The sequence below is a fragment of the Desulfovibrio aminophilus DSM 12254 genome (genome assembly GCF_000422565.1).
GTDB classification, from domain to species: Bacteria; Desulfobacterota; Desulfovibrionia; order Desulfovibrionales; family Desulfovibrionaceae; genus Aminidesulfovibrio; species Aminidesulfovibrio aminophilus.
The window spans coordinates 183,521-200,938 of record NZ_AUMA01000006.1; the positions used below are offsets into that span (position 1 = coordinate 183,521).

Annotated in this window: 19 protein-coding genes, 1 tRNA gene and 1 other RNA gene; 11 read left to right on the forward strand and 10 right to left on the reverse strand. The window is 64.3% G+C overall.

From position 1 onward, the window contains the following. Positions 1-16: 16 nt before the first annotated feature. From H587_RS0102865 to H587_RS0102880, 4 genes are all read right to left on the reverse strand, one after another. Positions 17-3,034 (reverse strand): DUF748 domain-containing protein, encoded by a 3,018-nt coding sequence (locus tag H587_RS0102865; RefSeq protein WP_027174980.1) that lies wholly within the window; start codon positions 3,032-3,034, stop codon positions 17-19. A 46-nt stretch (positions 3,035-3,080) separates the two neighbouring features. Next, positions 3,081-3,707: an FMN-dependent NADH-azoreductase gene (locus H587_RS0102870; RefSeq protein ID WP_027174981.1), complete on the reverse strand. Its 627-nt coding sequence runs from the start codon at positions 3,705-3,707 to the stop codon at positions 3,081-3,083. Positions 3,708-3,829: 122 nt separating this feature from the next. Then, positions 3,830-3,997: a rubredoxin gene (locus H587_RS0102875; RefSeq protein ID WP_027174982.1), complete on the reverse strand. Its 168-nt coding sequence runs from the start codon at positions 3,995-3,997 to the stop codon at positions 3,830-3,832. A gap of 18 nt (positions 3,998-4,015) precedes the next feature. Next, positions 4,016-4,303: a sll1863 family stress response protein gene (locus H587_RS0102880; RefSeq protein ID WP_034608474.1), complete on the reverse strand. Its 288-nt coding sequence runs from the start codon at positions 4,301-4,303 to the stop codon at positions 4,016-4,018. 244 nt (positions 4,304-4,547) lie between these two features. On the opposite strand from H587_RS0102880, the gene H587_RS0102885 reads away from it, so the two are divergent. Then, positions 4,548-4,859, forward strand: a complete 312-nt coding sequence (locus H587_RS0102885) for a BON domain-containing protein (protein ID WP_027174984.1) — start codon at positions 4,548-4,550, stop codon at positions 4,857-4,859. Between the two features lie 21 nt (positions 4,860-4,880). On the opposite strand, the gene H587_RS20485 is transcribed toward H587_RS0102885, so the two are convergent. Next, positions 4,881-5,087, reverse strand: a complete 207-nt coding sequence (locus H587_RS20485) for a hypothetical protein (protein WP_156904431.1) — start codon at positions 5,085-5,087, stop codon at positions 4,881-4,883. A gap of 285 nt (positions 5,088-5,372) precedes the next feature. Between H587_RS20485 and H587_RS17020 the strand changes: the two genes are divergently transcribed. The 4 genes from H587_RS17020 (at position 5,373) to H587_RS21030 (ending at position 8,720) form a co-directional block, all read left to right on the forward strand. Next, positions 5,373-7,106, forward strand: coding sequence for a DEAD/DEAH box helicase (locus H587_RS17020; protein ID WP_281167611.1), 1,734 nt, complete (start codon positions 5,373-5,375; stop codon positions 7,104-7,106). Positions 7,107-7,279: 173 nt separating this feature from the next. Next, positions 7,280-7,489: a TOBE domain-containing protein gene (locus H587_RS0102900; RefSeq protein ID WP_027174985.1), complete on the forward strand. Its 210-nt coding sequence runs from the start codon at positions 7,280-7,282 to the stop codon at positions 7,487-7,489. Between the two features lie 165 nt (positions 7,490-7,654). Further along, positions 7,655-8,209 carry a hemerythrin domain-containing protein gene (locus H587_RS0102905; RefSeq protein ID WP_027174986.1) on the forward strand — a complete coding sequence of 185 codons (555 nt, stop codon included), beginning with the start codon at positions 7,655-7,657 and terminating at the stop codon, positions 8,207-8,209. Positions 8,210-8,549: 340 nt separating this feature from the next. After that, positions 8,550-8,720, forward strand: a complete 171-nt coding sequence (locus tag H587_RS21030) for an Ada metal-binding domain-containing protein (RefSeq protein WP_051202395.1) — start codon at positions 8,550-8,552, stop codon at positions 8,718-8,720. 42 nt (positions 8,721-8,762) lie between these two features. On the opposite strand, the gene ssrA is transcribed toward H587_RS21030, so the two are convergent. From ssrA to H587_RS0102920, 3 genes are all read right to left on the reverse strand, one after another. Next, positions 8,763-9,146, reverse strand: a transfer-messenger RNA (tmRNA) gene (gene ssrA / locus H587_RS20145). Positions 9,147-9,276: 130 nt separating this feature from the next. After that, a tRNA-Met gene (locus tag H587_RS0102915) sits at positions 9,277-9,353 on the reverse strand. 87 nt (positions 9,354-9,440) lie between these two features. Then, complete coding sequence (locus H587_RS0102920) at positions 9,441-10,238, reverse strand: undecaprenyl-diphosphate phosphatase (protein WP_027174987.1); 798 nt, start codon at positions 10,236-10,238, stop codon at positions 9,441-9,443. 133 nt (positions 10,239-10,371) lie between these two features. On the opposite strand from H587_RS0102920, the gene H587_RS0102925 reads away from it, so the two are divergent. From H587_RS0102925 to H587_RS0102935, 3 genes are read left to right on the forward strand one after another with little or no spacing between them, the layout of a single operon-like run. Continuing rightward, on the forward strand, positions 10,372-10,572 hold the full coding sequence (locus H587_RS0102925) for a hypothetical protein (RefSeq protein ID WP_027174988.1): 201 nt from the start codon (positions 10,372-10,374) through the stop codon (positions 10,570-10,572). Beyond that, entirely contained in the window at positions 10,566-11,732 is a 1,167-nt protein-coding gene (gene lptF / locus H587_RS0102930; RefSeq protein ID WP_245560811.1) for an LPS export ABC transporter permease LptF, read from the forward strand. The genes H587_RS0102925 and lptF overlap by 7 nt, the downstream gene beginning before the upstream one ends. After that, complete coding sequence (locus H587_RS0102935; RefSeq protein WP_027174990.1) at positions 11,729-12,871, forward strand: LptF/LptG family permease; 1,143 nt, start codon at positions 11,729-11,731, stop codon at positions 12,869-12,871. The genes lptF and H587_RS0102935 overlap by 4 nt, the downstream gene beginning before the upstream one ends. Here H587_RS0102935 and yihA read toward each other — a convergent pair. Beyond that, entirely contained in the window at positions 12,828-13,442 is a 615-nt protein-coding gene (yihA, locus tag H587_RS0102940; RefSeq protein WP_027174991.1) for a ribosome biogenesis GTP-binding protein YihA/YsxC, read from the reverse strand. The two genes, H587_RS0102935 and yihA, sit on opposite strands and share 44 nt — an antisense overlap. A gap of 82 nt (positions 13,443-13,524) precedes the next feature. Here yihA and H587_RS0102945 point away from each other — a divergent pair, with 82 nt between their 5' ends. The 3 genes from H587_RS0102945 (at position 13,525) to H587_RS17030 (ending at position 16,926) form a co-directional block, all read left to right on the forward strand. Then, entirely contained in the window at positions 13,525-13,995 is a 471-nt protein-coding gene (locus H587_RS0102945) for a type II 3-dehydroquinate dehydratase (RefSeq protein WP_027174992.1), read from the forward strand. Between the two features lie 45 nt (positions 13,996-14,040). Continuing rightward, a complete protein-coding gene (gene efp, locus H587_RS0102950; RefSeq protein WP_027174993.1) occupies positions 14,041-14,598 on the forward strand; it encodes an elongation factor P in 558 nt (185 codons plus the stop codon). 108 nt (positions 14,599-14,706) lie between these two features. Next, positions 14,707-16,926: an FtsK/SpoIIIE family DNA translocase gene (locus H587_RS17030; protein ID WP_034608475.1), complete on the forward strand. Its 2,220-nt coding sequence runs from the start codon at positions 14,707-14,709 to the stop codon at positions 16,924-16,926. Here the strand turns inward: H587_RS17030 and H587_RS0102960 are convergent. Continuing rightward, positions 16,923-17,396, reverse strand: a complete 474-nt coding sequence (locus tag H587_RS0102960; protein WP_027174994.1) for an L-2-amino-thiazoline-4-carboxylic acid hydrolase — start codon at positions 17,394-17,396, stop codon at positions 16,923-16,925. The two genes, H587_RS17030 and H587_RS0102960, sit on opposite strands and share 4 nt — an antisense overlap. Between the last annotated feature and the right edge of the window lie 22 nt (positions 17,397-17,418).

Here is a 17,418-nt window from a genome sequence, read left to right on the forward strand (position 1 = left end):
TTCATCGCGTCCGGGTTCAGTCGCCGGAGCCGAGGAGTACGCGCGGTCCCGCGCCGGGGACTTCCGTGGGCCGGATGGTGATGCGCGGGGTCAGATCCGGGTCGATCGCCACCAGGGCGTCGCGGACCGCCTCGGCCCGCGTCCGGCCCAGCGCCCGGAGGGCCGCGTCGTCCTTGGGCCGGGAGTCGGCAACGGCCTTGAACATGTCCTGATAGGGGAGTTCCTTGATCATGCCGATGAGGTTGCGCGGCTTGTCGATGGGCTCCTCCTTGTAGACCTGGAAGAGCAGGTCGGTGGCCTCCTCGCTGCCGGGTTTCCAGCGCATTTCGTCCACGCTGGTGGCGGCCTGTTCCTTGCGCGAGAGGTCGTTGAAGCGTTCTTCGCGCATGCGGCGGCGGACGTAAGCCTCGCCCAGGCTTTCCCGGTCGTTCTCGTCTGCCTGGGGCACGAGGCCCAGGGTCAACGAACGGCGCGACTTCATGAGGTCCGCCACCTGCTTGAGGGCTTCCCGATTGGCTTGGCTCAGGCGGTCGTCGCCGGGAGTGAAGGCCACGTATTCCAGGTTGCTGCCGCTGGAGCCGCCCAGGAGGCCGCCGATGATGGCGAAGGGCGAGGTCACCACTGAGAGCAGCAGATTGCCGAAGGCCGTGCGGATGATGCTGCCCGTGCCGAATTCCGGGTTGTCCAGGTTGCCGCTGATGGGCAGTTGGATGTCGATGTCGTTCTTGCTGTCCTTGAGCAGCGCCAGGCCCAGCTTCACCGGAGCGTCGATGGCGTCCGGCGAGGGCGTCTGTTCACCCAGGTCGAAGTTCAGCAACCGGATGCGTTGGGCCAAGTCGATATTCCGGTCTTTGAGTTTCAGTGTGCTGTCCAGGCTCAGACGGCCGTGGGCGATGGCGTAGCCCAGATACCGCTGGGCCAGGGGGGAGAAGGGCGCGAGATCCAGGGCGTTCAATCCGGCCCGGGCCTCCACGTCCGCGCCCTTGGGCGTGAGCATGAGCGTTCCCTCGCCCGTGAGCGGGGAACCGTTGACCAGGGCCTCCAGGCGCACCGGGCTCGGGGTCGTACTCGTGGTGTCCAGGTTCCGGGCCTGCACGGCGATGTTGTCCAAGCGGGCTTTCACCCCCAGTGCGTCGCTCAGGAACACGCGGCCGCGTTTGATCTCCAGTAGGTCCAGCCGGATGCGCGGCTGCTCAGAGGCGGTTGTCTTGGGTGCGGCCTCCGGTTTCTTTCCTTCCTCTTTCTTCTCCGTGGGGCCGACGAGTTTGTCGATCAGCTGGAGCAGGCTGATCCGACCCTCGGCGTCACGTCTGACGCCCAGCACGGGCTGGCTCAAGACCAGGGATTTCGCGGAGTAGCCCTCGCCGCCTGGGTTGATTCGGCAGTCCGTCAGGGACAGGGAGGCCAGTTTCGCCGCAGGCCGTCCCTGATCCGTGACGAGCAAGTCGGTCAGGCCGACTTCGGCGGCGTCCTGTTTGTCAGGCGTGGCGTTGATGGCTTTGACCCGCAACGCGCCCAGACTGATGAGCACGTCCTTTACGTTTTTCAGGCTCAGAGCCAGGGAGGAGATTTCGAGGCCGCCGTTTTCCAGGCTGAAGCCGGAGCCCGAGTCCTTCGGATTGACCCGCAAATGAGCCTCCGTCTTCAGTCGGCCGTCCTCCAGGAGTATCAATTGGGGCAGCAGAGGGGTCAGGGGTTTGAGCGCCAGATCGTCCAGCGCGACATGCATATCCAGGGACAGGGGGCTTGGGACGACGCCTCCCTTGAGACTCAGATAGCCACCTCCGGCCAGGGAGCAGGACATTTCCAGGGCGCCGGGCTTGGAGGAGGCGGGATTCAGGTCCGTGAGCGAGACGGCGATGTCCTTGGCCTCCGCCGTGAAGGGACCGGGCAGGGAGCGATCGGTCCAGGCCACGCGGCCGCCCGTGAGCGTCAGGCGCTTCAGCAGCATGGCCATGGGTTTGGCGGCCTTGTCCTTCGCGTCGTTCTGGCGCGGGAGCCAGTCCAGCAGTTCCAGGCCGCCGTCCTCCTTGCGCGTCAGGCTCAGGGCGGGGTTGGTGATGACCGCCTCGGAAAGGACGAGCCCGGTTTCGCCGAAGATGTCCCAATTCAGGCCGATGTCGGCCCCGGCCAGACGCAAAAGCTCCCCCTTGGCCGGAGCCCGAAGGTCGATGTCCTTCAGCCGCAGCCCGGCATTGAGCAGCATGGTCGTGCCGCCGTCGGCCGCCTTTTCGATGCCGAGGCCCACATCCAGGGACAGGTCGCCGCCGGCCAGGGTCAGCGGTGCCACCCGCTGGAGATAGGGTGTGAGCCGGGTCAGCGAAAGTTCGGCGAGGTTCGCGCTGATGATGTTGCGGCCGCGCGCGGCGAAGGGCGTGAGGTTCGCGTCGGCCCGCAGGGGTTTGCCGTCGGCCAGGGCGGTCAGGCGGGGAGCGATGGGCTGTTCTCGGTCCTGTTCCAGGGTGGAGGCCACGGGAATGTAGAGGTTCAGTTCCGAAATTTCATGTTCGGCCTTGAAAAGCTGGTCGTTGAAGACGATGCGCCCGTCCACGAGTTCGAACTCGGTCAGCTTGATCTCAACAGGGTCTTTCGGCCCGGCCGGGGGGGGAGACGCGGGGGGAGGCGCCGACGGGAGGAAGTCCATCGGGGACAGCTTCCCGTCCGGGCGCAGAATCAGCGAGATCTCAGGGCGGACCAGGCGGACGCCGCTCAGGACCGGGGCCAGCTTGAGGAGGCTTTCGGGGCTCAGGCGCAGTTCCAGAAGGTCGGCCCTGGCGAACGGGGAGCCGTCCGGCAGGGGGACGGCGATTTCCTTCAGGCTGATTCGCAGAGTGTACGGGTTGAAGCCCAGCCGACCCAGGGTTGTTCGGTTGCCCAGGGCCGAACTCAGTTCCTTTTCCAACACCGAGCACAGGATGGGCGGCGCGATCAACCCGGCCAGTGCGCCCCAGGTCAGGATCGCGACGATGAACCAGAGCCCGGCCCGAACCAAACGCTTGCCGAGCAGGGCGCGGAGAGAAGAGGGCAGCTGCATGCGCGCGTTCCGTGGTTATGCGGCCGGGCGGCTTCGATGGTCCGGCTTAGAAGGTCGTGACGATTTCTTTGGCCTGTTTCAGGGCCGCCGCCTTGGACTTGTCCCGGACCTCGGGTTCGCGCAGGGTGGGTTGGACGATGACGCTTTGGATGTCCGTGATGCCCAGGAAGCGCAGCTGGAACTCCAAATAGGTGGACTGGAAATTGTAAATGTCCTGGGCCGCGCCCATGGCCGGATATTCGCCACCCCGGGCGTAGGCTATGAAGACCCGGGCCGAGCAGAGGCCCTTGTAGCCTTCGGGGCCGGCGGCGAAAGTGTAGGACGGCTGGCAGATCACATCCAGATAGTGCTTGAGGACATACGGAATGTTGAAGTTCCACATGGGCACGGCGAAGACCAACTTGTCCGCGCTCTTGAAGTCTTCGATGACATCCTCCACGGCCTTCCAGCGACTTTTTTCCTCGGCCGTGCTCTCCCGGCCGTGCATGATGTTGTATTTGACCCGCAGGACTTCGCCGTCCAGGGCGGGCAGCGCCATTTGGAACAGGTCGCGCGTCTCCACGACGTCGCCGGGATGCAACGCCGCATAAGTCCGCACGAATTCCCGGGCCACGGACAGAGAGTGCGAACGCTCCCCTCGGGGCGAGGCGTTGATGAACAGCAGCTTGCTCACCGCAGTGTCCTCCTTGGATCGGGTTCTTGTTGAAATATGGAATCAGGCGGGCAAAAAGGCAAGACCAAAGACAGGCCCCTCCCGGAGGGGAGGGGCTGCGTACGTCCGGCTGAGCCGTCCGTTCAGTCTTCTTTCTCGAAGTATTCCTTTTCCGCGCCGCACTTGGGGCAGACCCAATCCTCGGGCAGATCCTCGAAGGGAGTGCCGGGCTTGACGCCATGTTCGTAGTCGCCTACCTCGGGGTCGTAGACGTATCCACAGGGGCAGGCGTACTTGCTCGCCTTGGTCATGAGTCCTCCTTGTATGGGCTAGAATTTGTCCAGGGCTCCGTTGACGGCCTTTTTCAGTTCGTTCGCGGCCTTTTCGATTCCCGCGCGCATTTCGGTCCAGGCCTCGCCGCTGCTCATGCGCAGGAGCTTCAGGCGGTAACGCACGTCTTCATACAGAGATGTCAGCTTTTCCGTTTCCGCGTTGTAGCGCGCGAGGAAATCCGCCCCCTTTTGCTCGGCGCGGGTTTTCGACTCGTCGAGCTTGCGCTGCCAATCCTTGAGTTGTTGTTCAAGGTTCACGCCGAATTTTTCCTTGTCCTCGTTCATGATTCCTCCGGCATTTCTTCGTGTCCGGCCGCTTCGCGACGGTCGCGGACCTTGACTAGGAGAATAGCCAGCCTGGGAAAAAAGTCCAGCGGAACGAGGAGATGGAGGCGCGTCCTTGATCGTGTTCGGAGATTGGTTCTCGGACGTTTGACATGCCTCACGGATCGGATAGGTAGGGAAAATGTCGCAATGGGCCGCCGGGGCCGCGACCATTTTCTCTCAATTCCTCGTCAAGGAGACTCCAATGTTTGAGAGACGCCGTTTCATCCTGGCCGTGTGCTCGGTCCTGCTGCTCGGCCTGTTGGGCTGCGCGGGCACCAAACAGCGCGAAAGCACTGGTGAATATTTCGATGACACGGCCATCACCACCCGCGTCAACGCGGCCATTCTCAAGGAACCATCCCTGAAGTTTTTCCAGATTGAGGTGGAGACCTTCAAAGGACGCGTTTTGTTGAGCGGATTCGTGGACACCAAGGAACAGGTCGCCACGGCGGGTCGAGTGGCCGCCGGATGCAAGGGCGTGAAGAGCGTGGTCAACCACCTGGTGGTGAAGTAGGCGCGAGGTCGTCCTCAACCGTCAGGAGTTCATGGACAGCACTCGGTCCGGAACGTCCTCCAACCGGGTCCAGGGCGCGACGCGCAGCAGGACTTCGCAGCCGGGCTGGGTGGGGCGACGGAAGGAATGCACGATCTGGCCGTTCCAGCGGATCAGATAGACCATGCGGCGAAGTCGGCGGCTGCTCTCCCGCGCGGCTTGAAACGTTTTGAGGAATTCTGTGTTCATGCCTTATGCTAGTTTGTCTCCGGCGTGGTTTGGTGGCGGTTCCGCAGCGGCTCGGAAAAGTGTGCGTGACGATTTTCGCCGTTGACAGTTCTCCAAAGGGCGTCTATATATATTCGGTTCGAGAGTGATCCCGAACGCGGCATGCTTGCCTGCGAGGCGCGGTTTGCGCTGCAAAACCCCGCACCCCATCTCCAGCCTGTCCCTGCCGAACGCGACCCTGACCCGATTGAGCAATCTCGAAGCGGCCGGCAGCCCCCGACTTCCGATTGACCCGATCACCGCCCCGTGACCTCGTGGTGCGCCGGGCCCATTTCAACCAAAGGAATCACTTTGAATTTCCAGTCTTTTCAATTGTCTTCGTGTTTTGATGCGAATATTCGCGCCCTGGGCTATGTGACCCCCACCCCGATCCAGGAACAGGCCATTCCGCCGGTTATGAAAGGCCACGACGTCATGGGCCTGGCCCAGACCGGCACCGGCAAGACCGCGGCCTTCATGCTGCCCATCCTGAACCGCCTGATGAACGGCGAGCGCAAGGGGCGGGCTCCCCGCGCCCTGATCGTCGCGCCTACCCGTGAATTGGCCGAGCAGATCGCCGATTCGGCCCGCGACCTGGGCCGCAACACGGGCCTGCGTTTCGCCACCATCTACGGCGGTGTGGGCTACGCCCCCCAGACCCAGAAGTTGCGCAACGGCGTGGATCTCCTGGTGGCCTGCCCGGGCCGCCTGCTGGACCACCTGGAGCAGCGCAACGTGGACCTTTCGGCCGTGGAAGTGCTCGTCCTGGACGAGGCCGACCACATGTTCGACATGGGCTTTCTGCCGCCCATCCGCAAGATCGTGGCCCATCTGCCCAAGGAGCGTCAGACGCTGCTCTTCTCAGCCACCATGCCTGAGGACATCCGGGGCTTGGCCCAGGAAATCCTGCATGAGCCGGTGACCGTGCGCGTGGGCCGAAGCGCTCCCGCCGCCACGGTGTCGCACGCCGTCTACCCCGTCTCTCAGCATCTCAAGACCCCGCTCTTGCTGGAGATGCTCAAGCGCCTGGACACCGGCTCGGTGCTCGTGTTCGCGCGTACCAAGCATCGCGCCCGCCGCGTGGGTGAGCAGTTGGCCAAGGCCGGACACGCAGCCGCCTCCATTCAGGGCAATCTGTCCCAGAACAAGCGTCAGGCCGCTCTGGACGGGTTTCGTTCCGGCAAGTACCGCATCCTCGTGGCCACGGACATCGCGGCCCGGGGCATCGACGTGAGCCTCGTGGAACACGTCATCAACTACGACATCCCGGACACGGCCGAGGCCTATACCCACCGTATCGGCCGCACCGGCCGCGCCGAACGCACCGGTGAGGCGCATACCTTCGTGACCCGCGAGGACGCGACCATGATCCGCACCATCGAGCGGGTCCTGGGCAAGCCGCTGCCCCGTCGTACGCTGGAAGATTTCGACTACAACGCCCCGGCTCCGGCCAGGGATACGGAATTCGCCAGGCCTCCGTTGCAGCCGCGCGGACAGCGCAAGCCCCGTATCGCCTCCGAAGTCCGTCCCGAAGGCCGCGGAGAGCGTCGTGATTCGGCCGCGCGTCCTGAGCGCCGCGATCCCGCAGCCCGTCCCGAGCGCCGCGATTCGGCAGCCCGTCCCGAGCGTCGTGACGCCCGCCGCGGGGATGACACCCGCGCCCGGCGTTCCGATGAGAGCCGCCGCGAGGGCGCGCGTCCCTCGGCGCAGGAACGGCGGCCCCGTGAGGCCTCCCGTCCCGAGCGCCGCGAGGGCGGTCGCCGGGGTGATTCCCGTTTCGCCAAGGGCGCGGAATTCCGCGGTGAATCTCCGCGCATCGGCTATTCCAACCGCAAGCGGCCCTATTCGGTGAACGTGGACCAGGAGCGCGCCGGCAACGTGGCGTCCCGTCGTCCCGACGAGGAGCCCAACGGAAACATCGCGGAACAGCGTCAGGACAACCGGCGCTTTGACCGCTATGAAGACGCTCCGCGCGTGGCTCCGCTGTACTTGAACCGCTAGCCGCCCTGCAGACGACATGACAGGAAGGGGTCGTGGGAAACCACGGCCCCTTTTTTTATCGCGTGTTGTCCGGCTTTGACCTGGGAGTGAAAAACACATAATCCTTATCGATAGAATCTCAACCAGCCGGAGACCGCGCCGGGCGCGGGCGGCCCAACCCCGAGGAGAAGGTCATGAAGTATGGTGCGCGCAACAAGGTGAGGGTCAAGGTCACGTCCGTGAAGAAGGGCGACGTCATGTCCCTGGTCAAGTTCCAGACCCTGGGACCGGCCGAGATGGCCTCGGTGTTGACCACGGAGTCGGCCGAGGATCTGGACCTCAAGCCGGGTGACGAGGTCATGGTGGTCATCAAGGCCATTCACGTCATGCCGGTCAAGGAATAGTCGCGAGAGAGAGGAGGGGAGCGTGGGTCACCACGCTTCCCGCCTTCTGTCCACGACAGTGAGGCGTTGGACGGTTCGGGTCCGTTTTTTCATTCCAGTTCTGTACACGTCGAGGCCGGTCGGGCATAATGAGAACCAGAACCATCCTAAAAAGGAGGTAGGACAATGAATGCCGTGGACGATCTGCGGGCGGAGCATGAGGGCATTCTCAGGATGTTGGGGATCATGCGTGTCATGGCCGAAAGGATCGGGCACGGCCGGAAGATTCCCGCCGGGCACGTGGAATCCGTCATCGATTTTCTTCGGCTTTTCGCGGATCAGTGCCACCACGGCAAGGAAGAGGACATTTTCTTCCCGGAGTTGGAACGGGCAGGCATTCCCCACGAGGGCGGTCCCATAGGCGTCATGCTCTACGAGCACATCCTGGGACGGGAGCACATTCGCGCAATGGTCGAGGCGTCCGCTCGCCTGGGCGACACAGGCGGCGAAGGCTACCAGGATTTGCGGGCGGCGATGCTCGACTACAGCGGCCTGCTCACCCGGCACATCGCCAAGGAGAATGAGGTGCTCTTTCCCCTGGCCGAAAAGGTGCTCAGCCTCGGGGTCATCGAGGCGTTGCATGAGCGGTTCGAGCAGTTGGAGCGCGAACGCATCGGCTTCGGCGTTCACGAGGCGTTTCATCGTCTGCTGGACGAACTGGCGGCGGAGTATCGGGCCTGAGCGGCGGCGGTGAAGCGGAAATTTTCGGCATGGGCCGGATGGAGCGGGGATTGGTGACTGAGTCCCGGCGTCGTCCGGCCCTCATTCTGGTGAACCGCACTGAGACGTGGGGAGGGCGGGCATGATCGCTGCGCGACGGAAGATGCGGCCGCGTGTTTGTGTTCTGGTTCTTCTAGTGTCCTGCGTCGCGACGTTTCTGTATGGCGGGCCGGGAAAGGCCGTATCCCTGGCAGGCAACGCCGCTTCGACGGGCATTTCCGCCGCCTTCGTTGAGAGGGAGGCAGCGGCGGGGACGGGCGGGATTTCCAGGAGTGCGCCCCAGGCTGACGCCTCGGCGGGAATGCTGGCCGTCAAGGCCGCCGGTGTCATCTATCATGGGAACGTGAAGAGCGGCGTGTTCCACCGGCCGGGCTGCCGCTACTATGATTGCAAGAATTGCGTCGCCGAGTTCCCGAGCCGCGAGGCGGCGATCAAGGCCGGATACCGGCCCTGCCAAGTCTGCCGCCCGTGAGGGCGGTCGGGCGTTCGTGAAGGAACATGGAATGATTTGACTTGGTGGAGGCGGGGGGAATCGAACCCCCGTCCGAGAACGCTCAGCACGAAACGTCTACAGGTTTAGGACAGGTTTGAAGTTCTCGCCCTTGGGATTGCCCCTGTCCGGGCGGCCCTCGGGCCAGTTCATCAGAGTTCTCGCGGTCACCGGGATGAACAACCGGATTCCGCCAGCCCGGAGCGTCGGCGCTTCCTTCGGCCTACCAGGCGTCGGCCGGGGAAACGGGTCTCTCAATTGGAGACCTGCCTTGACTGCTTATTAGGCGGCCATGGCGTAGTCGTAGTCGTTGGCACTTATGTGCGTGGTCGATTTTTACGAGGCCATCGACCAACCTCGACCTGCGATTCCGGCTTCAACCATCCCCGTCGAAACCAGTGCGCCCCCATGTCAAAGAACGTCTTCCCTGCATATAAGGCCGACCGGCCGCTTGGCAAGGGATTCCGGGAGCCCGGCGGTCGTGCGGCAAGGGTGATGGAAAAAGAAAAGGCCCCGGAATCCGGGGCCTTGTTCTTCGTGGTAGCGAGGAGAGGACTTGAACCTCCGACACTGCGGATATGAGCCGCATGCTCTAACCACCTGAGCTACCTCGCCACGGTGTCCGCCGAAGCGGGAAACGCTGTATATCTATTCTTGACCTGCTTGGCAAGGGCTTTGTGGGCACTTTCCGAGCGTCGGGCCTTAGGGCTTCCAGAACAACCAGACCAGCGGGGCCAGGGCCAGCCGATACCAGGCGAAGGGCCGCAGGGTGAAGCGCGAGAGCATGCCGATGAAGGTCTTCACCGCAGCCCAGGCCGAGATGAAGGATACGGCGAAGCCGATGCCGAGAAAAAGCAGGTCTCCGGTATCAAGCAGCCGCCAGCTCTTGAGCAGATCGTAACCCACGGCCGCGCACATGACGGGCACGGCGGCCAAAAAGGAATACTCGGCGGCCGTCTTGCGTTCCGCGCCCAGGATCATGGCCCCCATGATCGTGGCTCCGGCGCGGGAGAAGCCGGGCCAGAGGGCCAGGCACTGGAACAGGCCGATGCCCAGGGCCAGGCCCGGGCCGATTTCGTCCAGGGCATAGGTTTTGGGCCGAGTGCGGCGCATCTCCACGGCCAGGATGAACAGGGCCCCGACGAACAGGGCCAGGGCCACTGTCATGGGCCCGAACAGGTAGCGCTTGATGAGCCCGTGGGTCAGGAAGCCGAAGACCAGGGCGGGCAGGGTGGTCAGGAACAGGAGCAGGATGCCGCGCCGACCGGAAAAGCGGCGCAGGGGATGGGGGCGGAGGAGGCCCCAGAAGCGGTCGCGGTAGAGCACGACCACGGCCAGGATGGCCCCGAGCTGGATGGCGATGTCGAACGTGTCGGCCTTGGGGCCGGTGAAGTCGAGCAGATGCCCGGCCAGGATGAGGTGCCCGGTGCTGGACACGGGCAGGAATTCCGTCAGGCCCTCCAGCAGACCCAGGATGACGGCGATGTACCAGGGCGCCATTGCTTCATGCTCCTTCAGCGGCCGTTGCCGCTGCCCCTGGCTATAGGAAGGCGCTGGGATTGGCAAGTTGCCAGGGCCGGGAGGCTGGTGTATCTCCAGGACGTTCTCCGCGATCGCGGGGCAAGGAGCCGCAATGACCACCGTGATGCCTCAAAGCGAACTGGCCAAGAAGGCCATTGCCTGGATCTGCGAACAGATGCGGGAGCGTCCCGAGGCCAAGCCCGCCCGGCTCATCGAGGAGGCCGGACAGCGCTTCAACCTCGGCCCCGCCGACGAAGACTTCCTGCACCGTTTCTTCAGGGAACATCCCAACCCCCGGCCGGACGCTTGCTGAAGCTGCTTCATCGTCACATTTTCAAGGAGCTGCTGGCGATCTTCGGCTTGGCCGTGGGCTGCCTGCTGGGCCTCATTCTCATCGGCCGCCTGCTGCAACTGCGCGAGATGCTGTTGGGCCAGAGCCTGGGTGTGATCGATCTCGCGCTCATCTTCCTCTATCTCACGCCGTTCTTCCTGGTCCTGCTGCTGCCCATCGCATGTATGCTTTCGGTCTTCCTGACCTTTCTCCGCATGAGCACGGACAAGGAACTGACAGCGCTCAAGGCCGGAGGGGTGAGCCTGTATCAGCTGCTTCCCGCGCCCCTGGCCTTCGGCCTGGTCTGCGCCTGCCTGGGGCTGGTCTGTTCCTTCTGGGGCCTGTCCTGGGGCATGGACAACTTCCGGCGCACCCTGGTGGACTTCGTGCAGACCCGCACACGGCTGGCCCTGCAGGCGGGCACCTTCAACCGGGACTTCCTGGGCCTGACGTTCTATGCCCACCAAGTGGACAACGACACCGGACGACTCAAGTTCGTCTTCGTTCAGGACAAGACGCGCAAGGACGTGACCGTGGCCATCGTGGCCCCGGAGGCGACCATCCGCACCGAGCCCGACGAAGGCCGCCTGGCCGTTGATTTCAAGAACGGCCGCATCTTTCGCCGGGTGGGCCAACAGTTGGACATCCTGCATTTCGGGGCCTATTCCCTCCGTCTGCCCCTGGCCTCGCTGCTGACCGGCATGCGCACCGGCGACAGCAGACCCAGCGAGATGTCCTTCGCCAAGCTCCTGGCCCTGCGGGATGCGCCTCCAGACTCCCCCGAGGCCGTCCGCTTCCCGCGCAAGAAGGTGGTCGTCGAACTCCACAAGCGTCTGGCCCTGCCCCTGGCCTGCCTCGTGCTCGGCCTGTTCGCCCTGCCCACGGCCTGCGTGTTTCGGGGACTCAAGAGCCAGTACGGCCTCGTCCTTTCGTTGGGCCTGTTTCTGGTCTATTACTCCTTGTTTTCCCTGGGGGTGAGTCTGGCCGAGGCGGGCACCCTGCCTCCGGTCCTGGCGCTCTGGAGTCCCAACATCCTCTTTCTCGGCGTGGGCGGCGGCTTCCTTTGGCTGGCCCAGCATGAACGCGCCGGGCAGTTCGTGGAGCGTCTGGCCCACCTGCGGCTGCGCCGGAGGACCGCGTGACGGGCCGCGTCTTCGGAGTGCTGGGCCGCTATCTGGCGCGGCAGAACCTGTTTTTGATCCTCATGTGCCTCTGCGTGGGCACGGGCATTTATCTGCTCTCCGATCTCTTCGACCGGGTGGACGACTTCGTGTCCGCCGGTCTGGGCCTGGGTTCCATCCTGACCTATTTCGCGGTCAAGCTGCCGGTGATCCTCTCCCAGATCCTGCCCGCCGTGTTCCTGCTGGCCCTGGTGGTGCAGCTCGGCCTGCTCTCGCGCAGCCGGGAACTCATGGCCCTGCGGGCCGGGGGACTGTCGCCGTCATGGTTCACGCGTTTCTTCCTGATCTACGCCTTGGCCTGGAGCCTCGTGCAGTTCGGCTTCTCCCAGGTGCTGGGCGTGTACGGTGAACGCGAGGCCGGCCGGATATGGAAGGAGGACGTGCGCAAGAAGCAGATGGACAAGCTGACCCTGAAGAACCTTTGGTTCCGGGACGGCGCGTACATCGTGGAAATGGACGAGGGCGTGGTGGCGCGAAATCAGGCCACCGGGGTCACCGTCTACGAGTTCGACACCGAGAGCCAGAAGCTCGTCCGCATCCTGTCGGCGCGCGCGGCCGAGGGCGGGAGCGGCGGCTGGAGTTTGAACGGGGTCACGATCCTGGACACGGCCAGCTTCCTGTCCTCCCAGGAGGACAGCCTGTCCCTGCCCCTGCATCAGGAATTGAAGGCCTTCGCGGCGGCGGATCAGAGCGAAAGCCAGACTCTGCTGCCCATCTGGCAGTTGTCCAAGACCATCGACGAACTGCGCGAGTCCGGTTCCAATGTGGAGCGTCTGCGCACGGCCTGGCACAGTCGCTTTTCCTACGCCTTCTCCATAGCGATCATGGCCTTGCTGGCCCTGGCCCTGACCAGCTGGTCCGAGAATCTCTACCTCAATCTCGGCCTGTCGCTGAGTCTGGTCTTCGTTCAGTATGGAATGCACGCCGTGGGCGTCACGGCTGGCGACAAGGGCCTTCTGCCGCCGTTCATCGCGGCCTGGCTCGGCAACATTCTCTTCGGCTTGGCGGCTGGAGGTCGTCTGCTTTGGATTTCCTGTCCCCGCCTGGAGAAAGAGGTCAAGGCTCGGCTGGAGCCGTGGTTGCGCCGCCTGCGACGTTGATCAGGGCGTCCAGCCGCCGCCAAAGGGCCTCGCGGCCCAGGCCTGTCTTGGCTGAGAATACCAGGGGCGTTTCTCCACCGCCAAGCAGGTCGCCCCACTGGCGTTGGCGCTGGGAGCGTTCTTTCTGGGAGCACTTGTCGGCTTTGGTCAGCACGGCCGTGATGGGCAGGCGCAGATGCTGGAGGTAGCTCGTGAGGGTCAGGTCGTTCTGCTGCGGGTCCAGGCGGCAGTCCAGGAGCACGGCCACGCCGCGCAGCAGGCGGTTGTCGCGCAGATAGAGGCCGATGAGTTCGGCCCACTTGTCGCGCTCGGCCTTGGAGCAACGGGCGTAGCCGTACCCGGGCAGGTCCACCAGGCAGTAGCCCTGGGGGGCGACCTCGTAGTAGTTCAGGCTGCGCGTCTTGCCCGGGGTGGCGCTGGTCTTGGCCAACTGGCGGCGTCCGGCCAGACAGTTGATCAGTGAGGACTTGCCCACGTTGGAGCGTCCGGCCAGGGCCACCTGGGGCAATTCCACGCCGCCCATCTGGTCGGCCAGGAAGGCGGTTTTGACTATCGTGAGGGTTCGGTTCATAAGGAGTAGGGCGGCGGGCGGACCGGCCGACGTCTGGAATGTGGCGTGAAACGGCCGTTGCGTCAAGCGCGGCGGAGGATCAATGGCCAAGAAGAAATTGCGCATCCTGGTGGTCAACGGACCCAACCTCGGGCACCTGGGGGTCCGTCAGCCGGAAATTTACGGCTCGGAAGGCATGGACGCCGTTCCCGGCATTGTCCGCGACCTGTTGGGCAAGGAAGCGGACGATGTCGTCCTGGACTACTTTCAGTCCAATTTCGAGGGCGGGATCGTGGACCGTCTGACCAAGGCCTGGGAGGACAAGGTGGACGGGCTGGTGATCAACGCCGGAGCCTACACCCATACGAGCTTGGCCCTGGGCGATTGTCTGGCCTGGATCGGGATTCCCTGCGTGGAGGTGCATCTTTCCAACCTGTCCGCGCGCACGGACGAACCGTTGCGCCAGCGAAGCTTTGTCGGGCGGCACTCCATCGGAGTCATTGCCGGTTTCGGCATTCTCGGTTATGGGATGGCGGTCCAGGCGCTCTGTCTGCGCCTGCGTGGAAAAGGCTGACACCCCGGGCTGGTCCGGGACTTCAACCCCAAAGGTGAACCGAGAATGTATTCGACCACGGACTTCCGTCGCGGTCTGAAGATCGAGATCGACGGCAAACCCTACGAAATCATCGAGTCCGAACACTTCAAGCCGGGCAAGGGCGGCGCGATGGTGCGCACCAAGATGCGCAACATGCTCACCGGCCGCGTGGAGGACAAGACCTTCCGTTCCGGCGAGAAGGTGGGCCGGGCCGACATGGCCACCCAGGAGATGCAGTATCTCTACCGGGATGGACAGGACTATGTGTTCATGGACCTTGAATCCTTCGAACAGGTGCACGTCTCTTCCACCACGGTCGGGGAGAACGGCGGCTACGTGAAGGAAGGCGACAAGGTTCAGGTGCTTCTCTACAACGGGGCGTTCATGGAATTGCAGGTTCCCGCCTCGGTGATCCTCAAGGTGGTCGAGACCGAGCCTGGGCTCCAGGGCGACCGCGTGAGCGGCGCCACCAAGTCCGCCAAGCTGGAAACGGGCATTTCGGTCAACGTGCCGCTGTTCGTGAACACGGGCGACACCATCAAGGTCGACACCCGCAGCGGCGAATACATCAGCCGGGCCTAGCCCGGCGCGTCAGACGAAAACCGGAGCGCGAGCCCGGCGCGTGAAGAGGTCGCGGGGCCCTCGGGCTCACGCGGCCTTTTTTCGTCCGCGCAAGGAGATACTCAAGGCATGAATGTGAGACGGGAACTCGTGGGCTTGGCCTATCTTTTTCTGGCCGCCTTCCTGTTTCTCGCCGTGTTTTCGTTCGACCCCGGCGACCCGACTTTCAACCAGGCCGTCTCCCGGGGCTGGAAGATCAGGAACCTGGCCGGGGCCGCCGGATCCTATTTCGTGGGCCTGCTCATCGATCTCTTCGGGCGGGGAGCCCTGATCTGTCCCTTCTACTTCCTTTATCTGGGGCTGTGTCGCTTCATGGGCGGTCTGCGCATGGCGTGGTGGCGATGGGCCGGGTTCTTTTGCCTCTGGCTCTGTCTCATGGCCTGGTCGCACCATCCCTGGTTCTTCGATCCTCACGCCCCGGGAACCGGGATCAGCGGCGGTGGTTTCGTGGGCGGCATCCTCATCCGCTGGACCAGCTCCTACCTCCGTCCGGCGGGCTCTTTCCTGTTTTGGCTCTTCGTCAGTTTGGCAGGCCTTCAATTGCTGTTGGGCCTGTCCTGGGAGGTTATGGGCAAACGGCTTCGGTCCCTGGCCGCCGACAGGCTGGCCCGGCGGCGTGAGCGCCGTGAGCGCGAGGCCAAACGTAATGCCGTGCGCCTGACGCGCAAGGCCGAGCCGCGTCCGACGCCGGAACCCGCGCCGGAGGCCGAGGGGGAGGATGAGCCCGAGCCATTGCCCCTATTGGAAGAGGTGGAGGATGAATCCATTCTGCGGCCCTTCGATTTCGAGCCCCAGCCGAAACCCAAACCCGCCAAACCCTCCCGGCCGAAGCCCGCGAAGAGCGGGGCGGTCGCCTTTCCGGGGCTCGATCTTCTGGCCGTGCCTCCCAAGGTTCAGGAGGGCGCCGATCCCAAGCTGCTTCAGGTCCAGGCCAAGCAGCTTGCCGAGTGCCTGGGGAATTTCAATGTCCAGGGCGAGATCCAGCAGGTTGTGCCCGGTCCCGTGGTCACCATGTTCGAGTACAAGCCGGCTCCGGGCGTGAAGATCAGCCGCATCGCCTCGCTTTCGGACGACATCGCCCTGGCCCTCAAGGCCACGGCCGTGCGCATCGAGGCTCCCATTCCGGGCAAGGATTCGGTGGGCGTGGAGATTCCCAATCCCAAACGGCAGACCGTATACCTGCGGGAAATTTTGGAGTCGCCGGCCTTCCGCGACGCCTCCTCATCCCTGACCATCGCCCTGGGCAAGGACATCCAGGGCCAGCCCCAGGTGGCCGACCTGGCCAAGATGCCGCATCTGCTGGTGGCCGGAGCCACCGGCGCGGGCAAGAGCGTCTGCCTCAACGGCATCCTGCTCTCCATCCTGTACAAGGCCACGCCCGAGCAGGTTCGTTTTCTTCTGGTGGACCCCAAGCGCATCGAGTTGGCGCTCTATGCCGACATGCCCCACCTCGTGCATCCGGTGGTTACGGACATGGCCCTGGCCAAGAGCGCCCTGGAGTGGGCCACCTTCGAGATGGACCGGCGCTACGAGTGCATGGCCCGCCTGGGGGTGCGCAACATCGAGGGCTACAACCAGAAGCTCGGGGACATGGGCGATTCCCGGCCCGAGGACTTGGCTGATCTCGCGGCCATGCCCTATCTCGTGATCATCATCGATGAGCTGGCGGACCTGATGATGACCGCGGCCAAGGACGTGGAGATGAGCATCGTGCGTCTGGCCCAGCTGGCCCGCGCGGCGGGCATCCATATGATCGTGGCCACGCAGCGGCCCAGCGTGGACGTGGTCACCGGTCTGATCAAGGCCAACTTTCCCACGCGCATCTCCTTCCAGGTGACCTCCAAGCACGACTCGCGGACCATCCTGGACACCGTGGGTTCGGAACGGCTGCTGGGGCGCGGCGACATGCTCTTCAAGCCCAGCGGCTCCAAGCTCAAGCGCATGCACGGGGCCTTCGTGGACGAGGCCGAGTGTCAGGCGGTGGTGGATTTCTGGAAGGAAAACTGCCCCAAGGCCGAGTTCGCGGTGGACTTCGCGGACTGGAAGAAGGAGGCGGGAGTGGAAGGCGAGAACGGGGATGGCGGCGACAACGGCATGGCCGACGACCCGCACTATCAGGAGGCCAGGGAGTTCGTCATCTCCCAGGGCAAGGCTTCCATCTCGCTCATCCAGCGCCGTTTCCGCATCGGCTTCAACCGCGCGGCCCGTTTCATCGAGCAGATGGAACGCGAGGGTCTGCTCGGCCCCCAGGACGGAGCCAAGCCCCGGGCCGTGATCCGCAAGGATTAGTCCTTCCAGACGAAACGGAAACGGCAGGCCGGGTGTCCGGCCGCTATGGTCTCTTTCCGCTCCAGCGACAACCTGGGCGAATAGCCCTCGATGAAACCGTAATCCCGGCAGCAGGACACCGCGTCGGTCATGGCGGGGCCGAGCCCCAAGGCCCGGTAGGCGGCCACGTATTCGCAACGGGTGATCGAGAAGGTCAGTTCTCCGCCGGTCAGGCGCACGTCTTCGATGTCCAGGGCGTTGCCCTCGCGCCAGCGCTCCAGTATGCTTTGAAAGTGGGCCAGGGAGGGGCCGCCGGGAGCCGTGCGGGCGAAAGCCGCGCCGGCGTCGCGGGCGGCTGCCTGGGAGGCGCGGCGCAGGAGGGCCAAGGCTCGGTCCTCCCCCAGCTCCGAAGCCAGCTCGGCGCGCATCCGGTCCATGATTTCGGCTTCGATCGTGCGGCGTTCCAATTGTGACGGCATGGGGGCGTTCATGGGTACTCCTTGCCTTCAAGGC